The following is an 18,312-nucleotide window of genomic DNA, read 5'->3' on the forward strand; positions in this document are numbered from 1 at the left end:
TATGACGGACAACGGCGCCCCCACTCCTGCAGACGACCACACCGAGAGCCACGACCAGACGGTTCCGGAGGCATGGTCCAAGTTCATGAGAGAGGGCTGGGACGACCGCGAGGTCGAGGTTCCCGAGCATCCGATCACCCCGTGGGCGGCCGCCCGCAGGGAGCGCCTCTCGGGCATCTTCCCGGGTGAGCGCCTGGTCGTCCCGGCCGGCACCTACAAGGTCCGCGCCAACGACACCGACTACCGCTTCCGCGCCGACACCGCGCACGTGCACCTGACCGGCAACCAGACCTCCGACGCCGTCGTCGTGATCGAGCCCGACGGCACCTCGGTCCTGTACGCCCGCCCGCGCAGCGGTCGCGACACCGACGAGTTCTTCCGCGACCGTCAGTACGGCGCCCTCTGGGCCGGTGCGCGTCCCTCTGCCCGCGAGCTCTCCGACTCCCTGGGCATCGAGGTACGCCACGTCGACCAGCTCGAGTCCGACCTCTCCGGCAACACTCCGACCCGCGTCCTGCGCGGCGTCTCGGCCGACGTCGACAAGCTGGTCGTCCCGGCCGAGGCCGCCCGCGACGAGGAGTTCGCCAAGGCGCTCTCCGAGCTGCGCCTGATCAAGGACGAGTGGGAGCTCGGCGAGCTCAAGGAGGCCTGCGACATCACCGTGCGCGGCTTCACCGACGCGGTGCGCGAGTGGGACCAGGTCCTCAAGCACGGCGAGCGCTGGATCGAGGGCACCTTCTTCCGCCGCGCCCGCGCTGAGGGCAACGACCTCGGCTACGACTCGATCGTCGGCGGCGGGTCCCACGCCACCACGCTGCACTGGATCGACAACGACGGTCCGATCGTCCCCGGTGAGCTGGTGCTGCTCGACATGGGCGTCGAGGGCCACAACCTCTACACCGCCGACATCACCCGCACCCTCCCCATCTCCGGGAAGTTCACGCCGCTCCAGCGCAACCTCTACGAGCTCGTCTACAAGGCCCAGCAGGCCGGCATCGAGGCGATCCGCCCGGGCGTCACCTTCCGAGCCGGGCACTTCGCCGCCATGGAGATCCTCGCGCACGGCCTGGACGACCTGGGGCTGCTCCCCGTCTCGGTCGACGAGGCACTCTCCGAGGACAACAAAACGTACTCCCGCTGGACCCTCCACGGCGTCTCCCACATGCTCGGCCTCGACGTCCACGACTGCGCCTCCGCGTCGAAGGAGACCTACATCGAGGGACCGCTGCAGGAGGGCATGGTGCTCACCGTCGAGCCGGGCCTCTACTTCCAGAAGGAGGACAAGCTCGTCCCCGAGGAGCTGCGCGGCATCGGCATCCGCATCGAGGACGACATCGTCGTCACCAAGGACGGCTCCGTGAACCTCTCCGCCGGCCTGCCGCGTACGGCCGACGACGTCGAAGCGTGGATGGGTCAGCATCTGTGAGCTGAATGCTGACCGAGATGACTCGGTCAGGTCGCGCTTCCTTCGTGGACTTCCACGAGGGAAGCGGTTGCTGACCGAGGTGCCTCGGTCAGCAACCGCCGTGGCCGGCTGCCTCGCCCTGGCCGCGACCCTGACCGCCTGCAGCCCAGGAAGTACGCCACGGCAGCAGCCCGCCGCCTCGTCAGCCACAGCGTCCGCGTCCCCTTCCCCGTCCACCTCCGCGTCGGGTGGAGCCGACGACATCTTCAAGGGAGCCGTGGTCGGGATCGACCCGGGCCACAACGGCGGCAACGCGAGCGCACCCGAGGTGATCAACGAGCCGGTGTGGAACGGTCGGTCGCAGAGCCCGTGCAACACGACGGGCACCGCGACGAACGACGGCTATCCGGAGACCGACTTCACCTGGGCCGTGGCCCAGAAGCTCGCGGCCGATCTGCGCGAGGCCGGGGCGAAGGTGGTCATGACCCGCGGCAGCAACGAAGGGGTCGGGCCGTGCATCGACGAGCGCGCGAAGACCATCAACGACGCGAAGGCCGACGTCGCGATCGACATCCACGCCGACGGCGCGGCCGCGTCCGAGCGGGGCTACTCGCTGCTGATCCCGGTGCCCTCGGGCACCAACGACGAGGTCGTCGAGCCCTCGCGACGCTACGCCCGGATGCTCCGCACCGAGATGCGGAAGACCGGTATGCCGCTGGCCGACTACCTCGGTGAGGGCGGGTTCGTGGAGCGCGACGACCTGGCCGGCCTCAACCTGACCACGGTGCCGCAGGTGCTGCTCGAGACCGGCAACATGCGCAACACCGAGGACGCGCGACTGCTGAAGTCCGACCGGTTCCAGGCGCGGACGGCCGCCGCCATCAAACGGGCGATGGCGGCGTACCTCCGCTCACGCTGAGCTCAACTCAGAGCTTCGTCCACTCGACGGACTCGAAGCCGTACTCCTCCGCGATCGGCCCCCACGCCTTGGCGGCCGCCTTCTTCGGGTCATGGCTGGCCAGGCTGAGCGTGGTCGCCTTCTCCAGCTTCCCCTTACCGCCGACGCACTCGCCGTCGGCGTTGACCTTGCGCTTCTCGCCCCAGGCGGCGAAGGCCAGGTCGGCGTTCTGCGAGGTCATCCACGCAGACTCGAGGTTCTTGACGAGCTTGCGCGACCCCGGGAGGACGGCGGTGTCGATCTTGGCGACCTTCGCAGCCAGCTTCTCGCGGGACGTCGCCGCGTCCTGGAAGGTCTGGATCGCCTCGTCGATGTTCTCGCACGCCTCGAGGTCGGCCTGAGCGGCACCGATCGCCGCCTTGTCCTTGGCGGAGGTCTTGATGAGGTCGTCGATCTTCTTGGCCTCGGCCGCGGCACCGCCCTCGGTCGTGGTGGCGCCCTGGGTGGTGCCGGTCTCGGCGTTGGCGTCGTCGTTGCTGTTGATCAGCCCGATGACGAAGGCGATGATCGCGACCACGACGGCCAGCGCGAGCACGATCAGGCCCCAGCGCTTCAGGTCGAGACCACCAGGTCCCTTGCCCTGACCGCCCTGACCGCCCTGGCCGCGCTGCGGCTCGTAGCGGGCGTCGTAGCCGTTCCCGTACGGGTCGTAACCCTGCGGCGCCATCGGCGGCGGCGCCGGGGTGGTGGGCCCACCGCCGACCGGCGGCTGCCCCACGAGGGTGGCGTCGGTGTAGCCGTTCTGGCCGTAAGGATCACCGTACGGCTGGCCGAACTCGTCCTGGGAGCGGTCCTGCGGCTGCCCGTAGGGCTGCTCGTACGCCTGGTCGTAGCCCTGGTCGGGCCCCTGGCCGTACGGCTGGTCATAGGGCTGGTCGTAGCCCTGCGACCACTGGGCCTGGTCCGGCTCGAGCTGCGGCGCGAGCGGGGCGTAGGCGGGGTCGCCGTACGCCGGGGCCTGCTCCGGCGCCGGGGCGTCGAACTGCGGCTGCGGCGGTGCGAACTGCTCGAACTCGTCACGCGGACGGGTGCCACCGGAGGCCTCTTCGTCGACGAGGTCGAACCGCGGGCTCATCGCGACGCTGGTCTCGTCCGGACGGATCGGCTCGGGCTGGCGAGGCTCGACCGGCGGCATCGCCTCGTGGGTCGCCTCATAGGCATGCTCGTAGGCCTGCTCGAAGGTCGGCTCAGGGCCGGGACCGCCGAACTGCGGCGCGGGCTCGACGAAGGTCGGGTGCTCCGCACTCTGGTGGTACGCAGCGGCCGGACGCTCGGGCAGCGGAGGCGCAGCCATCGGCTCCGGGGTCTGCGGCAACTGCGGTTCCGGCATCTGCGGCGCAGGGGCAGGCGCGGGGGCGGGCGGCTCGGGGGCGCGCTCCTGCGCCGGCGGCCGGGTCGGGAGATCCGGGAGCGGCGCCGGCGCGGCCGCCGGTGCCTCGGGCTCAGGGTCCGGCTCCGGAATCGGAGCCGGGGTCGGCTCGGGCTCCTCCGCGGCGCGCTTGCGCTTGGGCAGGAAGAGCGACTGCGACTGGGAAGCGAGCTCCGGCTCGAACTTCGGCGTACGCGCCGCCAGCCCGAACAGGCCACCACCGTCGGAACCCGCCGGCGGCGGGGCCATGCCACCGCCGAAGGCAGGCTGCTCGCCGCTGGGCGAGGTCATGCTCAGCTGGGGCGCCATCGAGGCCCCCGGCGTACGCCTGACCTGCTCGAGCGGCAACGGCGCCGCCTCCGTGTCGGCCTCTGGCGCGGGGACAGGAGTCCCCTGCCCACGCCTCGGCAACGACAGACCACCCTGCTCAGGATCGGCACCCCGCTGCGGCAGACGCGGCGGTGCGACCGGCTCCGGTGCACCCTGCGACGGCGGCTGATGAGCGCTTCTGACGGGGGTCCCACAACCTGTGCAGAAGCGCATACCGGTGACGGCTGCACCGCACGAGGTGCACATGGACTCCATAGTCATGTCCGGGGACCTTACCGATGATCGCGTCCAGTCTCGAACCCTCGTGGTCCGCCAATCGGACACCCAGGTCGACAGTGTGGGGACAGTGCACCCAAATACCCCCCACACCTTGGTAACACTCCGGTCAGCGTTTCGGATTCCGATGCACACAGGGGATACGGGCACCGGTAAGATCGTGCGCGGCCTGCGTAAACCCCCTTCAGCGGGGTGCTCCCCACAGGCCACGCCTCCGTAGCTCAGCTGGATAGAGCATCGGCCTTCTAATCCGACGGTCACAGGTTCGAATCCTGTCGGGGGCGCCACAGGAAATCGGTGTGGGTTAAATCATGCACTCGCGCGTGTTTCGGCGGCGACCGCCGCAGCGGCCGACCGTCCGGCGTACACGGTCCGGAAGAACGGCAGGGTGCGGTGCACCATCGGACCGATGAGCAGCGCCTCGGCGACCGTGCCGATGCCGACCAGTCCGCCGAGGAGCCAGCCGACCGCCAGCACGGTGATCTCGACGCCCGCGCGGCAGAGCCAGACCGGGGCGCCGGTGCGCTCGTGCAGGCCGGTCATCAGGCCGTCGCGCGGCCCCGGCCCGAGGCCGGGCGCGATGTAGATCCCGGTGGCCGCGGCCAGCAGAAGCAGGCCACCGGTGAAGAGCGCGACCTGAGCCACCAGGCCCGACGGCTGCGGGAGCAGCCAGAGGCCGATCTCCGCCGAAGTACCGACGAGCAAGACGTTCAGCACGGTGCCGACGCCGGGCCGCTGGCGCAGCGGGATCCAGAGCAGCAGGACGACCAGCCCGATCAGGTTGGTCATCATCCCGAAGGAGATCCCGGTGATCTCGACGAGGCCCGATGTCAGTGTGTTCCAGGGCGCCAGGCCCAGCGCGCCCTGCACGAGCATGGCGAGTGCGATGCCGTAGAGGAAGAGTCCAGTTATCAACCAGGAGAGCGACTTCACAGAGAGATCCTTCACGATCGCAAAGCCAATCACGGGTCCAATCGAAGGTAAAGAAGCCAATCGGCGTAAGGTGGCCTCATGCCTCGCGGAAGAATCGGTGCCACTGCGCTTGCTGGCCTGCTCGGTCAGTGGCACGGAGAGGGCCCGGCGTACGAGAACCTCGCCGAACGGATCCAGCTGCTGCTGATCGACGGACGGCTCTCCGCCGACATCCGTCTGCCCTCCGAGCGCGAGCTCTCCGAGCGGCTGACGCTGAGCCGCACCACGATCACGGCCGCCTACCGGCGCCTGCGGGAGCACGGCTACGCGCTGAGCGTCCAGGGGTCGGGTACGACGACGAAACTGCCGCCCACCGCACCCGACTCGTTCACCGAGGGCGGCGAGATCGACCTGGTCAGGGCCACCCTGCCGGCCACCCGGCGGCTCCCGGAGGCCGCAGTCGAGGCGACCCGGCGGCTGGCCGACCACATGACCGGCCCCGGCTACACGCTGTGGGGCATCGAGGAGCTCCGCGCCGAGATCGCGGCGCGCTACACCGATCGCGGTCTGCCGACCGATCCCGACCAGATCATGGTGACCACCGGCGGCCAGAGCGCGATCGCCCTGCTCGCCCGCACCGTGATCAGCCGCGGCGACCGGGCCTACGCCGAGAGTCCGTCCTACCCCAATGCGTACGACGCGCTGAGCCTCGCCGGAGCCCGGATCATCACGAGCCCGGTGACCACCGACTCCGGCTGGGACATGCCAGCGATGGAGGCGGCCATCGCCCGGACCACCCCCGTGATGGCGTACGTCATGCCCGACTTCCACAACCCGACCTCTCGCTCGATGTCGACCGAGGACCGGCTCCGTCTGCTGCACGCCGCGGCGAAGGTCGACACCCTCCTCGTGGCCGACGACACCACCGCCGAGCTCAACATCGACCGCCCGCACACGTTTCCGCCGCTGGCCGCGATGGCCGGCGAGCACCAGGCCCGCGTCGTCCACATCGGTTCGGCGAGCAAGATGCTGTGGGGCGGGCTGCGGATCGGCTGGATCCGCGCCGACCCGGTGCTGCTGACCCAGATCGCCAGCGGACGCTCCGCCACCGACCTCGGCACCCCGATCTGGGAGCAGCTGGTCACCACGATCCTGTTCCGGCATCTGCCCGAGATCCTCGAGGAGCGCGCCGCACAGCTCGCCGCGGGCCGCGCCGCGCTCTACCACTCGATGCGCGAGCACCTTCCCGACTGGGAGCTGCCGCCGCGGATCGACGGCGGCCTCTCGGCCTGGGTCGGCCTGCCCGCGCCGGTCAGCTCCCAGCTCACCCTCGCCGCCCGGCCCCACGGACTGCTCGTCACCGCCGGGCCGCGCTTCGGGGTCGACGGCGCCTACGAGCGTCACCTGCGGCTGGCGATCACGCCCCGGCCCGAGCTCGTCCGGCGAGGAGTCGAGATCCTCGCCGAGGTCTGGCCCCGCGCCGCCTCCACCCCGGCCCTGGCCCTCACCACCTCCGAGGCCGTGGTCTGACCGGGCTCGACCCCGCGGCTCAACCCCGGGCGAGTGCCTCCAGAGCCCACAGCCCGAGCCCGTCGAAGCGTGCCGACTCGTAGCTGGGTACGTCCCCGCTGGTCGCCTCCAGGAGCCGGCGGGTGGTGATGTGCGAGGCGCCCCGGGCGAGGCTCGCGTGCGCGATGTCGGCAGCGGTCACGGTCCGCGGCGGGATCTCGCGACGCTCCCGCGCCCGGCGCCGCTCGTAGTCGAGCTCGTCGACGGTGATGCCGCGGATGATCGTCTCGGCGCTCCCCAGGGAGCGGGTGTCGATCAGCGCCTCGGCGAGCGGGAAGTCGTGGGTCTCGACGACATCGAGGCGCCACACGGTGGCACTCGCCTCGCTCACCGGGACGGGTGTCTGTCCTCGTCTCATCTCCACGGCGCCTCGAAGTCCGCGCGCGGCTGCCGCGGCCAGCGTCGTGGCCTCGGTGGGATGCCAGCCGAGCGAGTCGCCGACCCTGTTCACGTCCGCGGTCCCCAGCGTCCCGACGCGGGTCCCGCCGAGCCCGCCGAGGATGGCTATCACCTGCTCGGCGGGGAGCTCCCCGTCCACACCCGGGCCGACGACGGCGAGCCGCACAGGCAGGTCGCTGCGCAACGCCGCCGCCAGCGTGAGCGAGTCGGCCAACGGGCTCAGCAGGCCGGGCTCGTCTCCCCGAGCGACCACGTCACCACCGACATCGACGACCGTGAGCGAGTCGGCGCCCAGGGCCCGAGCGAGATGCTGGAGCTGCTGGGCGAGCCCGATCGCACCATCCGCGAGGTCGTGCAGGAAGAGGCGCGCGTCCAGGTCGCCGGCAAGCCGCGGCAGCACGGACCTTCCCGGAGGAAGGGTGTCGGTCGTGGTCGATATCTCCGCGCGGACGCCGTCGACCAGGCGGAGCCCGATGAAGTCGCCCCGCGAGCGCGGGCCGGGCACCGGGTCGATGCGGAGCCGCTCCCAGGCGCAGGTCGACACGAACACGTCACCGTCGTCCAGCTCGGGTTCGAGGACCTGACGCGCCAGGAGCACGCCGAGCGCATCACCCCCACCACCGGCCGCGACGAAGAGAGTGCTCACGCAGTCGATTCTGACCGCTCGGCACCCGGGGCGCCACCTGGTCGGCCGCATCGTCTGTCAAGAAGTTCGCGGGAACTCGTTGTGACCTGCGCCACGTTGGGTCACGATGTGCAGCATGCAAGGACTGATCCAGGACGCACCGCTGACCATCGACACGATCATCCGGCGCGCCGAGCGCGTCTTCCCGACGCGGGAGATCGTCACCAAGACCGCCACAGGTCTGGATCGCCACACGTTCAAGGACCTGGCCGTGGAGGTGCGCAAGCAGGCCGGCGTCCTCGACCGGCTCGGCATCTCCGAGGACGGTCGGGTGGCGAGCTTCGCGTGGAACACCCTGCGCCACCTCGCGCTCTACTACTCCGTCCCCTGCACCGGCCGGGTGCTGCACACCGGCAACATCCGCTACTTCCCCGAGCAGCTCGTCTACACCTTCAACCATGCCGAGGACGAGGCCGTCTTCGTGGACCGGTCGCTGCTCGGCCTGCTGGCTCCGCTTCTCCCCCAGCTCACCACGCTCAAGCACGTCGTCGTGATGGACGACGGGGCGCCGACCCCGCTCCCCGACGACCCGCGGGTCGTCTCCTACGAGGAGCTGATGGCCGACGCCGAGGAGGCGGTGATCGAGGGCCGGGTCACCGACGAGCGCACCGCTGCCGGGATCTGCTACACCTCCGGCACCACCGGCAACCCGAAGGGCGTCGTCTACACCCATCGCTCGCAGTACCTGCACGCGCTGGCCTCTCTGTCCGGCACCCTCTTCGGGACCAACGACCGTGACCGGGTGCTTCCGGTCGTGCCGTTCTTCCACGCCAACGGCTGGGGCTTCGCCCACTCCTCCCTGCTGGCCGGCGCCAACCTGATCCTGCCCGGCCCCGACCTCTCGCCCGCCGGCATCATCAAGCTCCTCGAGGCCGAGAAGGTGACGATCGCGGCCGGCGTACCCACGATCTGGATGGGCATGGTCCCGCTCCTGAAGGACGCCGACCTCTCCTCGCTGCGCGTCGTCATCTGCGGCGGCTCGGCGGTCCCGAAGTCGCTCTCGGAGGCCTGGCGCGAGGCGATCGGCCTGCCGATCACCCAGGCCTGGGGCATGACCGAGATGTCGCCGCTCGGCAGCGTCTTCAACGAGCGCGCCGAGATCACCGGGCTCTCCGAGGAGGAGAAGGCCGACTTCCGTACGTCACCGGGCATCCCTGCCGTCGGCGTCGAGCTCCGCATCGTGGAGCCCGGGACCACCGACGAGCTCCCCTGGGACGGCGAGACGACCGGCGAGCTCGAGTGCCGCGGACCGTGGATCGCGTCGGGCTACTACAAGGTCGACGCGCCGAACTCCTTCTCCCCCGACGGCTGGCTGCGCACCGGTGACATCGCGGCGATCGAACCGCTGGGCTACGTACGCATCGTCGACCGCACCAAGGACCTGGTGAAGTCCGGTGGCGAGTGGATCTCGACCGTCGCGATCGAGAACCTCATCATGGGTCACCCGGCGATCGCCGAGGCCGCCGTCGTCGCGGTGCCGCACCCCAAGTGGGGCGAGCGGCCGCTGGCCTTCGCGGTGGTCAAGGACGGCGAGTCGGTGACCAAGGAGGAGCTGCTCGGCTACCTGGCCGACAACCTGGGCAAGTGGCAGGTGCCCGACGACGTGGTCTTCATCGACGAGGTGCCCAAGACCTCGGTCGGGAAGTTCTCCAAGAAGACCCTGCGCGAGGAGTACGCCGACTACAAGCTGCCCACCGCGTAGCCGGAGCGGTCAGCCCAGCTGCGCGAGGATCGAGGCGGACTCGGCCCTCGCGCAGCGGGCGTCCTCGTCCTTGCCGAGGGCGGCGCGGGCTTCGGCGAGATGGCCGAGCGCGTCGGCGAGGCCGGGCAGGTCACCGGCGGCGCGGAGCTTGGTCACGGCCTCCTCGAAGTGGCCGGCAGCCTCGTCGACGGAGCCGAGCTGCTGGTGGATCCAGCCGATGGTGGCGATGACGTTGCCCTCGCTGCGGTAGCCGGGTGCCACCCGGCGCAGCTCGGCGAGCGCCTCCTCGCAGTGACGCAGCCCAGCCTCGTACGCCCCGTCGAGGGCCTCGTAGAGACCGAGTCGCCCCGTCGTCCAGGCCGCCCGGATCGGGTCGCCCGCGCGAGCGAAGACCTCCGCCGCCCGAGCCGCGTACGCAGCGGCCCCGGCATGATCGCCGGAGGCCGTGGCCACGGTGGCCAGCCGGTGCAGAGTCTTTCCCTCCGCCACCAGGTCGGCGGACTCCGTCGCCAGGTCGAGGGCCCGGCCGAGGTGGTCGAGGGCGTCCTCGACCCGCCCCAGCCGCCCGCAGGCCGCCCCGGCGGCGCGGTGCATGACGCCGAGCCCGGCGGGGTCGCCGCCCCGGGAGATGCTGCGGCGCACACCCGGGAGCGCGGTCTCGGCCAGCGCGGCGAGCTCGATCCAGCGGCCCTGGAGATCGAGCAGACGCTCGAGGGCACCGACGAGCAGCACGATCCGGTCGGGTGCGAGTCCACGGGCGACGGCGACGTCGATCACCCTGGAGATGACCGGCAGCTGGGTGCCGATCCAGGCCAGCGCCTCGACGCTGTCGCCGATGACCTCGGGGGTGACCCCGTCGCGCATCGGCTCCAGCACATCGAGGTGGCGCTGGTGGGGGTCGTAGGCGCTGTGCACCACCCGGGCGCTGAAGACGTAGTGGTCGATCATCCGCAGCTCGGCCGCCTCGCGGGCCTCCGCGGGCTCGCTGGTGGCGAGGTCGGCGGCGTACTCCCGGAGCAGGTCGTGCAGCGTGAACCGGCCGGGCGCGCACTCGGTCAGCAGGTTGGCCTCGGTGAGCTCGTCGAGCAGGCGCCGGGCCCGCACCCGGGAGATCCCGGCCAGGCTGGCCGCGGCCAGGACGGTGAACGTCGGCCCGGGGTGCAGGCCGATCAGCCGGAACAACCGGTCCGCGGCATCGGACAGGTGCTCGACCGACCAGGAGAAGGTCGCCCGGAGGTCACCCCGCCCGCCGCCGAACCCGTCCAGGCGGGACTCGCCGAGCTCCTCGGCCAGGTCGGCGAGGGAATGGGCCGGCCGGATCGCCGCCCGGGCGGCCACGACCGAGAGCGTCAGCGGCAACGAGGCGCACAGCTCGATGATCCGCTCCACGGCCTCCGGCTCGGCCAGGAGGCGGTCCTCGCCGAGCCGCCCGGCCAGCAGCTCATAGGCCTCCGCGTCGTCGAGCAGGCCCAGCTCCATCGGTCTCGCACCGGCCTCCGCGACCAGGCCGGAGAGCCTGTTTCGGCTGGTCACCAGGGTCACACAGCCCGGGCTGCCGGGAATCAGGCTGCGGACCTGCTCGCTGTCGCGGGCGTTGTCGAGCACGAGCAGGACCCGCTTACCGGCGAGCTTGCTGCGCAGCAGCCCCGCGCGGCCGTCGATGTCCTGGGGCTGACGGGAGCGCTCCACCCCGAACGCCTCGAGCACCACCCCGAGCGCGTCCAACGGGTCGAGCGCGTCGCACGGGTCGAAGCCGCGCAGGTTCACGAACACCTGGCCGTCCGGGAAGCTGGGCGCGGTCCGGTGCGCCCAGTAGAGCGCCAGCGTCGTCTTGCCGATCCCTGCCGTGCCCGCGATCGCCGAGATCACGACGGCCCGTCCGTCCTCCTCGTCGTTCGCCACCAGCTCGTCCAGCGCCGTCAGCTGGTCCTCGCGGCCGGCGAAGGCGGCGACGACCGGCGGCAGCTGGCGCGGCACGATCCCCTCGTACGTCCGCGCCGGCGCGGGCTCGGGATCGTCTCCCTCGATGATCCGCAGCTGCAGGTCGCGTACGTCCTTGGAGGGCTCGACCCCGAGCTCGTCGCGGAGGACACGGAAGAGGCGCTGGTAGGCGTCCAGGGCCTCGGCCGTGCGGCCGGAATGCCACAGCGCCGTCATCAGCAGCAGCCACAGGCCCTCCCGGAGCGGGTTGGCCCGGACGACCGGTCCCAGATCAGCCACGACCGCGGCCTGCCGGCCGAGCGCCAGGTCAGCGGCGGCCCGAGACTCGACGGCGACCAGCCGCAGCTCGTCGAGCCGGGCGGCCTCGGTCGCGATCATCGGCGACTCACCGACCGCGCCGTACGCACCCCCGGTCCACAGCCCGAGGGCAGCGTCGAAGAGCATGCTGGCCCGCTCGTGCTCCCCGGTCTCGGCCGAGGCGCGGCCCTGGGCGATCAGGTCCTCGAAGCGGGCCTGGTCGATGTCCGCCCCGACCAGCGCATAGCCGTTCGCCCGGCTCTGCAGGTGACGGCGATCCTCGCCGAGCGCCCGGCGCAGGTCACGGACGCGCTGGTGAAGCAGGTTCACCCCCGTTGCCGGGGGTGAACCTCTCCACAGCTCGTCGACCAGGAGGTCGGAGGAGACGGGCGCTCCGCGCCCGGCTGCGAGCAGGGCGAGCAGAGTCCGCCGCGTACGCGACAGCTTCTGCACCGTGCCGTCGTCACAGATCAGCTCGACGGCACCTAGGACCCGGACCCGCACCACACCTCCTGTTGACCACGCAGCATTACGTCCGAGAAGACACATCGTCTCATCACCACAGAGATGGTGACGCGTAATGCCGCCAGAAGGTTGCTTGGAGGTTGGTACTGAATCCAGATTTAGGGCTTCTGCACTACGGAACCCGCCACAGGCCGCTCTCGCCGCCCTTGTCGATCTGGAACCCGACCTGCTTGATGTTCACCCCGACCGGGACGACGAACGGCACCAGGGCCGTCCGCTGGTCACGCGGCTGCAGCCCGAACGGGTTCGGGAACACCTCGCCGCCGTCGACCGTCACCGTGCTGGGGAGGCTCTTGTACTTCTTGCCCGAGGCATCGATGACCGTCGTGCCGGTCGCAGGGGTGTCGTTGAAGACCCTCGACCCGGCGTTGACGACCTGGATCTCGACGGCCATCACCCGCGACCCCGGCGGGGTCTCGGTGCCGTCCGTGAAAGACGTCTCGAAGACGTCGTGCACGATCACCCGCAACAGGATTCCTGGTGCTTCGCCCTTGATGGTTCCCTCAGTCGTCAACCCGAGCTGCTGGTTCTGCGCGATCCGCTCGGTGCTGTCGACGGTGATCACCTTCTTCTCCATCGCCGGGTTCTCGCGGTGGTTGTTGCTGTAGAACCCGTTGTCGATGGAACTGTCCGAACCGCAACCGACCCCGGCCGCCGCAACGGCTCCCCCGAGGACCAGCATGGCCATGCGACGCACACGCACTCCTTATGAAATTTGTTGCCATGGAAGGGAAACTGTTCCCCTTGATTTGCCAAGGTAACATGCCCGAGTCTGGCCGGTCGGCCTAGGGTCTAAAGTCCCAATCAGGCAACAACTCTTCGGGCCCGTTTCCGCCGGACGAGGTAGTGGACGTCGAACAGAATCACCGATGCCGCGAGAAATCTGGGCGTGACCAGCGGAACCATGTCGATCAGGCGTACGCCACCGCCGTCATGCCCGTCGCCAGTGAGTGCAGGATCACGACGGAGCAGAGCAGGGACGAAGCGACGTACTCCTCGACCCGCTCGACATGCACGAGCGGACCCTACTCCGTCGTCACCGACGGACGTTCGACGAGACCGGCCAGCTTGGCCGGAGCCTGGATGCAGTAGGAGTCGGTCAGGAGCTCCGCGACCTCGTCCCAGTCGGTGTCGTCGTCGAGGATCATCCCGACCACGTTGCCACCCCAGCCGGCCTTGAAGTAGGGGTGGCCGAGATGCTCGAAGGCCACCACCTCGTCGGGCTCACCCCTGAACACGATCCGGAAGAGCTGGTCCTCGCCGCCGAAGACGTGCGCGACGGTCTCTTGGCCGACCCGCCAGCGCACGCCGACCCAGGCGTCGTCCTCGAGACACTTCGGGAACGCGCCGAGGATCTCCCTCAGCCTCGTCACCATCGCCTCGGGAACCTCTGGACGCTCAGCCATGCCTCAGATCCTGCCAGGGACCGCCGACACTTCTAATTGCTATACATGTTTATGATCAACATGTATGGTTTCTGGGCATGAAGAAGCAGACGATCGGACATGTCGTATGGCGCCTCGCCATGCGTCTGCGGGTGTCGATGGACAGAGCCCTCGCGCCGCTGGGCCTCACCCACGCGCAGTACTCGCTCATCGCCTCCCTCTACGGCCTCCGCGCCTCGGAGGCCCCCACCCAGAAGCAGCTGGCCGACCTCACCGGCCTCGAGCCGATGTACGTCTCCAAGCTCGCCCGTCAGCTCGAGACGAAGGGCTGGATCGAACGCGTCCGCGACGCGAAGGACACCCGAGCCGTACGTCTCGCCATCACGCCCGAGGGCACCGAGGTGACCCGCGAGGCGATCGCGGTGACCGGGCGCCTGCTCGACCAGCTCACCGCACCGCTCGGCGGCCGCGGCAGCCGCCGTGCCGCCGAGGCGCAGGCAGCGCTCGAGGCGATGCTCGCCGCCCCCATCGACACCGACCCCACACCTGGAGACCGATCATGACCACCGCAACTCCCCCGCTCACCGGCGCCAACCTGGGCCTCGCCTACTTCGCTATCCGCAAGAACCTCCTCGACCTGCTCGACGACCACGACCTGACCTTCGAGCAGTCGCTCCTGCTCAACTACCTGCACCGGGGCGATGCCACGCGCGCCGAGCTCGTCGCCTCGACCGCCGACAACATCAAGGTCTCCGCGGCCGAGGTCGAGTCCCACCTCGACGCGGCGATCGCCCGCGGCCTGATCGCGGCCGGTCTCACGCTGACCGCGGAGGGCGCCCGCGTCCAGGAGGAGATCGTCGAGCGTACGCAGCCGCTGACCAGGTCATTCTTCGCCGATCTCCCGCCCGAGGACGTCGCCGCGACCGCCCGCGTCCTGGCCACCCTCACCGAACGAGCGAACGCCGCCTTGGCCGCCTCCTAGGATGCAGGGCATGGCGCAGGAGCGATACGACGTGGTGGTAGCCGGCGGCGGACACAACGGCCTCACCGCCGCCGCCTATCTGGGCCGGGCGGGCCTCTCGGTCCTGGTGCTCGAGCGACTCGACCACGTCGGCGGCGCGGCGATCTCGGCGCAGGCCTTCGAGGGCTTCCCGACCCGGCTCTCGCGCTACTCCTACCTGGTCTCGCTGCTCCCCGAGCAGATCCGCACCGATCTCGGGCTCGACATCGAGCTCGCGTCGCGGCAGACCGCGTCGTACTCGCCCTTCCTCGACGGCTCCCGCGCCACCGGCCTCCTGGTGGAGACCCCCGAGGGCGAGGCCACCGCGGCCAGCTTCCGTGCGGTGACCGGATCGGACGAGGAGTACGCCGCGTGGCAGTCCTTCTACTCCGAGGTCGGCGAGCTCGCGCAGGTCGTCGCGCCGACCCTCACCTCCCCGCTGCCCACGGGTGCGGCGATCCGCTCGGAGGTGGGTGCGCCGATCTGGCGTGACATCGTCGAGCGGCCGCTCGGGGAGGCGATCGAGCGTCGCTTCGCCGACGACCTGGTCCGCGGCGTGGTCGCCACCGACGCACTGATCGGCACCTTCGCCGGCCTGGGCGAGGCGAGCCTGATCCAGAACCGCTGCTTCCTCTACCACCTGATCGGCAACGGGACCGGCGAGTGGCGGGTCCCGGTCGGCGGCATGGGCGTGGTCACCGGGGCGATCACCAAGGCCGCGTACGCCGCCGGTGCGGAGGTCGTCACGAGCGCGACCGTCACCTCGATCAGCGGCGGGGCCGTCGGCGAGGGTGCCGAGGTCACCTGGACCGACGCCTCCGGCTCCCACACGGTGGCCGCCGACTACGTACTCTCCGGCCTGGCCCCCTACGTCCTCGACGGCCTCCTCGGCCGCACGCCTTCGCCCTCGACCAAGCCGGTGGGCGCCCAGCTCAAGATCAACATGCTCCTCTCCCGGCTACCCCGCCTGCGCTCCGGCGAGGACCCGAACGTCGCCTTCGCCGGCACCCTCCACCTCGGCGAGTCCTACTCCGAGCTCGAGAAGGCGTACGCCGAGGCAGCCGCCGGCTCCGTCCCCACCGAGATGCCGGGCGAGGTCTACTGCCACTCGCTGACCGACCCGTCGATCCTCGGCGACGTCCCACCCGGCACCCAGACCCTCACCTACTTCGGCCTGCACGCCCCCGCGACCCTCTTCGAGGACCCCGCCACGCGTTCGGAGCGCAAGGAGCTGGCGGTCCAGCGCGCCATCGCCTCCCTGGACCGCCACCTGCTCGACCCGATCTCCTCGGTGGTGGCTCGGTCTGCCGATGGGACGCCGTGCATCGAGGCCAAGATCCCCCAGGAGATCGAGGCCGACCTGGCCATGCCCGGCGGCCACATCTTCCACGGCGACCTCGCCTGGCCCTGGGCCCCCGACTCCTCTTACCTGTCCACCCCCGCCGCCCGCTGGGGCGTCGCCACCGACCTCGGCACCGTGCTCGTGTGCGGCTCGGGCGCCGTACGCGGCGGCGCCGTCTCCGGCCTCGGCGGCCACAACGCCGCCCAAGCCGTCCTCGAGCTCCGCTGACCCTCCTCGATTTGGGCCGCATCCGCGCCCGCTGCTAATGTTCCTCTCGTCGCCGAGCGCGCCTGACGGGCTCCAAGACATGCGCCATTAGCTCAATTGGTAGAGCAGCTGACTCTTAATCAGCGGGTTGTAGGTTCAAGTCCTACATGGCGTACATCGAGACCGGCCCTCACCTGGACTTCCAGGTGGGGGCCGGTTCTTTGTTATATAGCCCGGGGACACAATTGGGCACGCAAAGCCCGACTAGCGCAGCTCAGCAGGTGACCGCCCCGACTGCGGCCGACTGCACGGTCTTGGCGTACTTGCCGAGGACGCCGCGGGTGTACTTGGGCGGCAGCGGCGACCAACCGACCTTGCGCTGCTCGAGCTCGTCGGCATCGACACCGAGCTCGAGGATGCGGTTGGCGACGTCGAGCGTGATCGGGTCGCCGTCCCGAACAAAGGCGATCGGGCCACCGTCGACGGCCTCGGGGGCGATGTGGCCGACGCAGAGGCCGGTGGTTCCACCGGAGAACCGGCCGTCCGTCACCAGGATGACGTCCTTCCCGAGGCCGGCGCCCTTGATCGCGCCGGTGATGGCGAGCATCTCGCGCATACCCGGACCGCCCTTGGGGCCCTCGTAGCGGATCACGACGACGTCGCCAGAGACGATCCGGCCCTCCTCGAGCGCGTCCATAGCTGCCCGCTCGCCGTCGAATACCCGGGCCGTGCCGCTGTAGACCGAGTCGTCGAAGCCGGCGCTCTTGACGACCGCGCCCTCGGGGGCCAGCGAGCCCTTGAGGATGGTCAGCCCGCCGCTCTTGTGGATCGGGGCGTCGAGCGAACGGATGACCGTGCCGTCGACGGCCGGCGGCGCGAGCTCGTCGAGGTTCTCGGCCATCGTCTTGCCCGTCACGGTCAGGGTGTCGCCGTGCATCAGGCCGGCGTCGAGCAGCGCGCGCATCACCATCGGGATGCCGCCGATCTTGTCGACGTCGTTCATGACGTACTTGCCGAACGGCTTCATGTCGGCCAGGTGGGGCACCTTGTCGCCGATCCGGTTGAAGTCGTCGAGGGTCAGCTCGACCTCGGCCTCGTTGGCGATCGCCAGCAGGTGGAGCACGGCGTTGGTGGAGCCACCGAGGGCCATCACGACCGCAATGGCGTTCTCGAAGGCCTCGCGCGTCATGATCTGGCGCGCAGTGATGCCCTTGCGCAACAGGTTGACCACGGCCTCGCCCGAGCGGTGCGCGAACCCGTCGCGCCGACGGTCCACCGCCGGCGGCGCGGCGCTGCCCGGCAGTGACATGCCCAGCGCCTCGCCCACCGACGCCATGGTGTTGGCGGTGTACATACCGCCGCAGGCGCCCTCGCCCGGACAGATCGCCCGCTCGATGCGGTCGACCTCCTCACGGGTGATCTTTCCGGCCAGGCAGGCACCGACGGCCTCGAAGGCGTCGATGATCGTCACGTCGCGGCCGTCGACCTGGCCCGGCATGATCGAGCCGGCGTACAGGAAGACGCTCGCCAGGTCGAGCCGGGCTGCAGCCATCAGCATGCCGGGAAGGCTCTTGTCGCAGCCGGCGAGCAGCACGGAGCCGTCGAGCCGCTCGGCGTTCATGACGACCTCGACCGAATCGGCGATCACCTCGCGGCTGACCAGCGAGAAGTGCATCCCCTCGTGTCCCATCGAGATGCCGTCGGAGACGGAGATGGTGCCGAACTCGAGAGGGTAGCCCCCACCCGCGTGGACGCCGTTCTTCACGGCCTTGGCGAGCCGGTCCAGCGACAGGTTGCAGGGGGTGATCTCGTTCCAGCTGGACGCGACGCCGATCTGCGGCTTGGCGAAGTCCTCGTCCCCCATGCCCACCGCGCGGAGCATCCCGCGGGCGGCTGCCCTCTCCAGGCCGTCGGTGACATCGCGTGAGCGAGGCTTGATGTCGGGTGATTCGGTCATACAAGCAGCGTAATCGCGGATGAGCACCCTCGGCCCGATCTCGCATCCCTCCG

The 18,312-nt window shown here is 70.3% G+C and carries 14 protein-coding genes and 2 tRNA genes; 9 read left to right on the plus strand and 7 right to left on the minus strand.

Features of this window, described 5'->3' with window-relative positions:
- The first annotated feature begins 1 nt into the window (after position 1).
- The gene (locus BLT25_RS23680) at positions 2 to 1,426 is read left to right on the plus strand and encodes an aminopeptidase P family protein (RefSeq protein WP_091051313.1); all 1,425 of its coding nucleotides are present in this window, start codon (positions 2 to 4) and stop codon (positions 1,424 to 1,426) included.
- A 79-nt stretch (positions 1,427 to 1,505) separates the two neighbouring features.
- Entirely contained in the window at positions 1,506 to 2,324 is an 819-nt protein-coding gene (locus tag BLT25_RS23685) for an N-acetylmuramoyl-L-alanine amidase (protein ID WP_218131462.1), read from the plus strand.
- Between the two features lie 7 nt (positions 2,325 to 2,331).
- Here the strand turns inward: BLT25_RS23685 and BLT25_RS23690 are convergent, their stop codons facing one another.
- Positions 2,332 to 4,080, minus strand: a complete 1,749-nt coding sequence (locus BLT25_RS23690) for a hypothetical protein (protein ID WP_143033837.1) — start codon at positions 4,078 to 4,080, stop codon at positions 2,332 to 2,334.
- 468 nt (positions 4,081 to 4,548) lie between these two features.
- Here BLT25_RS23690 and BLT25_RS23695 point away from each other — a divergent pair.
- Positions 4,549 to 4,625 (plus strand) — tRNA-Arg (locus BLT25_RS23695).
- A gap of 22 nt (positions 4,626 to 4,647) precedes the next feature.
- On the opposite strand, the gene BLT25_RS23700 is transcribed toward BLT25_RS23695, so the two are convergent.
- Positions 4,648 to 5,271 (minus strand): membrane protein YczE, encoded by a 624-nt coding sequence (locus BLT25_RS23700; RefSeq protein ID WP_091051317.1) that lies wholly within the window; start codon positions 5,269 to 5,271, stop codon positions 4,648 to 4,650.
- Positions 5,272 to 5,349: 78 nt separating this feature from the next.
- Between BLT25_RS23700 and BLT25_RS23705 the strand changes: the two genes are divergently transcribed.
- Positions 5,350 to 6,780: a MocR-like transcription factor YczR gene (locus BLT25_RS23705; protein WP_091051318.1), complete on the plus strand. Its 1,431-nt coding sequence runs from the start codon at positions 5,350 to 5,352 to the stop codon at positions 6,778 to 6,780.
- A 19-nt stretch (positions 6,781 to 6,799) separates the two neighbouring features.
- On the opposite strand, the gene BLT25_RS23710 is transcribed toward BLT25_RS23705, so the two are convergent.
- The gene (locus BLT25_RS23710; protein WP_176884203.1) at positions 6,800 to 7,864 is read right to left on the minus strand and encodes a DUF1152 domain-containing protein; all 1,065 of its coding nucleotides are present in this window, start codon (positions 7,862 to 7,864) and stop codon (positions 6,800 to 6,802) included.
- A gap of 115 nt (positions 7,865 to 7,979) precedes the next feature.
- Here BLT25_RS23710 and BLT25_RS23715 point away from each other — a divergent pair, with 115 nt between their 5' ends.
- Positions 7,980 to 9,605 carry a long-chain fatty acid--CoA ligase gene (locus tag BLT25_RS23715; protein WP_091051323.1) on the plus strand — a complete coding sequence of 542 codons (1,626 nt, stop codon included), beginning with the start codon at positions 7,980 to 7,982 and terminating at the stop codon, positions 9,603 to 9,605.
- A 9-nt stretch (positions 9,606 to 9,614) separates the two neighbouring features.
- Here BLT25_RS23715 and BLT25_RS23720 read toward each other — a convergent pair whose 3' ends face one another.
- From BLT25_RS23720 to BLT25_RS23730, 3 genes are all read right to left on the minus strand, one after another.
- Positions 9,615 to 12,347, minus strand: a complete 2,733-nt coding sequence (locus tag BLT25_RS23720; protein ID WP_176884205.1) for an AfsR/SARP family transcriptional regulator — start codon at positions 12,345 to 12,347, stop codon at positions 9,615 to 9,617.
- Between the two features lie 133 nt (positions 12,348 to 12,480).
- Positions 12,481 to 13,065 carry a hypothetical protein gene (locus BLT25_RS23725; protein ID WP_143033838.1) on the minus strand — a complete coding sequence of 195 codons (585 nt, stop codon included), beginning with the start codon at positions 13,063 to 13,065 and terminating at the stop codon, positions 12,481 to 12,483.
- Between the two features lie 328 nt (positions 13,066 to 13,393).
- Positions 13,394 to 13,774, minus strand: coding sequence for an MmcQ/YjbR family DNA-binding protein (locus BLT25_RS23730; RefSeq protein WP_091051331.1), 381 nt, complete (start codon positions 13,772 to 13,774; stop codon positions 13,394 to 13,396).
- Between the two features lie 77 nt (positions 13,775 to 13,851).
- On the opposite strand from BLT25_RS23730, the gene BLT25_RS23735 reads away from it, so the two are divergent.
- The 4 genes from BLT25_RS23735 to BLT25_RS23750 all read left to right on the plus strand — a co-directional run bounded on the left by BLT25_RS23735 (position 13,852) and on the right by BLT25_RS23750 (position 16,477).
- The gene (locus BLT25_RS23735) at positions 13,852 to 14,316 is read left to right on the plus strand and encodes a MarR family winged helix-turn-helix transcriptional regulator (RefSeq protein WP_091051334.1); all 465 of its coding nucleotides are present in this window, start codon (positions 13,852 to 13,854) and stop codon (positions 14,314 to 14,316) included.
- Complete coding sequence (locus BLT25_RS23740) at positions 14,313 to 14,735, plus strand: hypothetical protein (protein WP_091051336.1); 423 nt, start codon at positions 14,313 to 14,315, stop codon at positions 14,733 to 14,735. The genes BLT25_RS23735 and BLT25_RS23740 overlap by 4 nt, the downstream gene beginning before the upstream one ends.
- A 10-nt stretch (positions 14,736 to 14,745) precedes the next feature.
- Positions 14,746 to 16,323: a phytoene desaturase family protein gene (locus BLT25_RS23745; RefSeq protein WP_091051452.1), complete on the plus strand. Its 1,578-nt coding sequence runs from the start codon at positions 14,746 to 14,748 to the stop codon at positions 16,321 to 16,323.
- Positions 16,324 to 16,404: 81 nt separating this feature from the next.
- Positions 16,405 to 16,477 (plus strand) — tRNA-Lys (locus BLT25_RS23750).
- Positions 16,478 to 16,576: 99 nt separating this feature from the next.
- On the opposite strand, the gene ilvD is transcribed toward BLT25_RS23750, so the two are convergent.
- The gene (gene ilvD / locus BLT25_RS23755) at positions 16,577 to 18,259 is read right to left on the minus strand and encodes a dihydroxy-acid dehydratase (RefSeq protein WP_091051338.1); all 1,683 of its coding nucleotides are present in this window, start codon (positions 18,257 to 18,259) and stop codon (positions 16,577 to 16,579) included.
- Between the last annotated feature and the right edge of the window lie 53 nt (positions 18,260 to 18,312).

It is taken from the genome of Nocardioides sp. YR527 (assembly GCF_900101045.1).
Lineage (GTDB): Bacteria > Actinomycetota > Actinomycetes > Propionibacteriales > Nocardioidaceae > Nocardioides.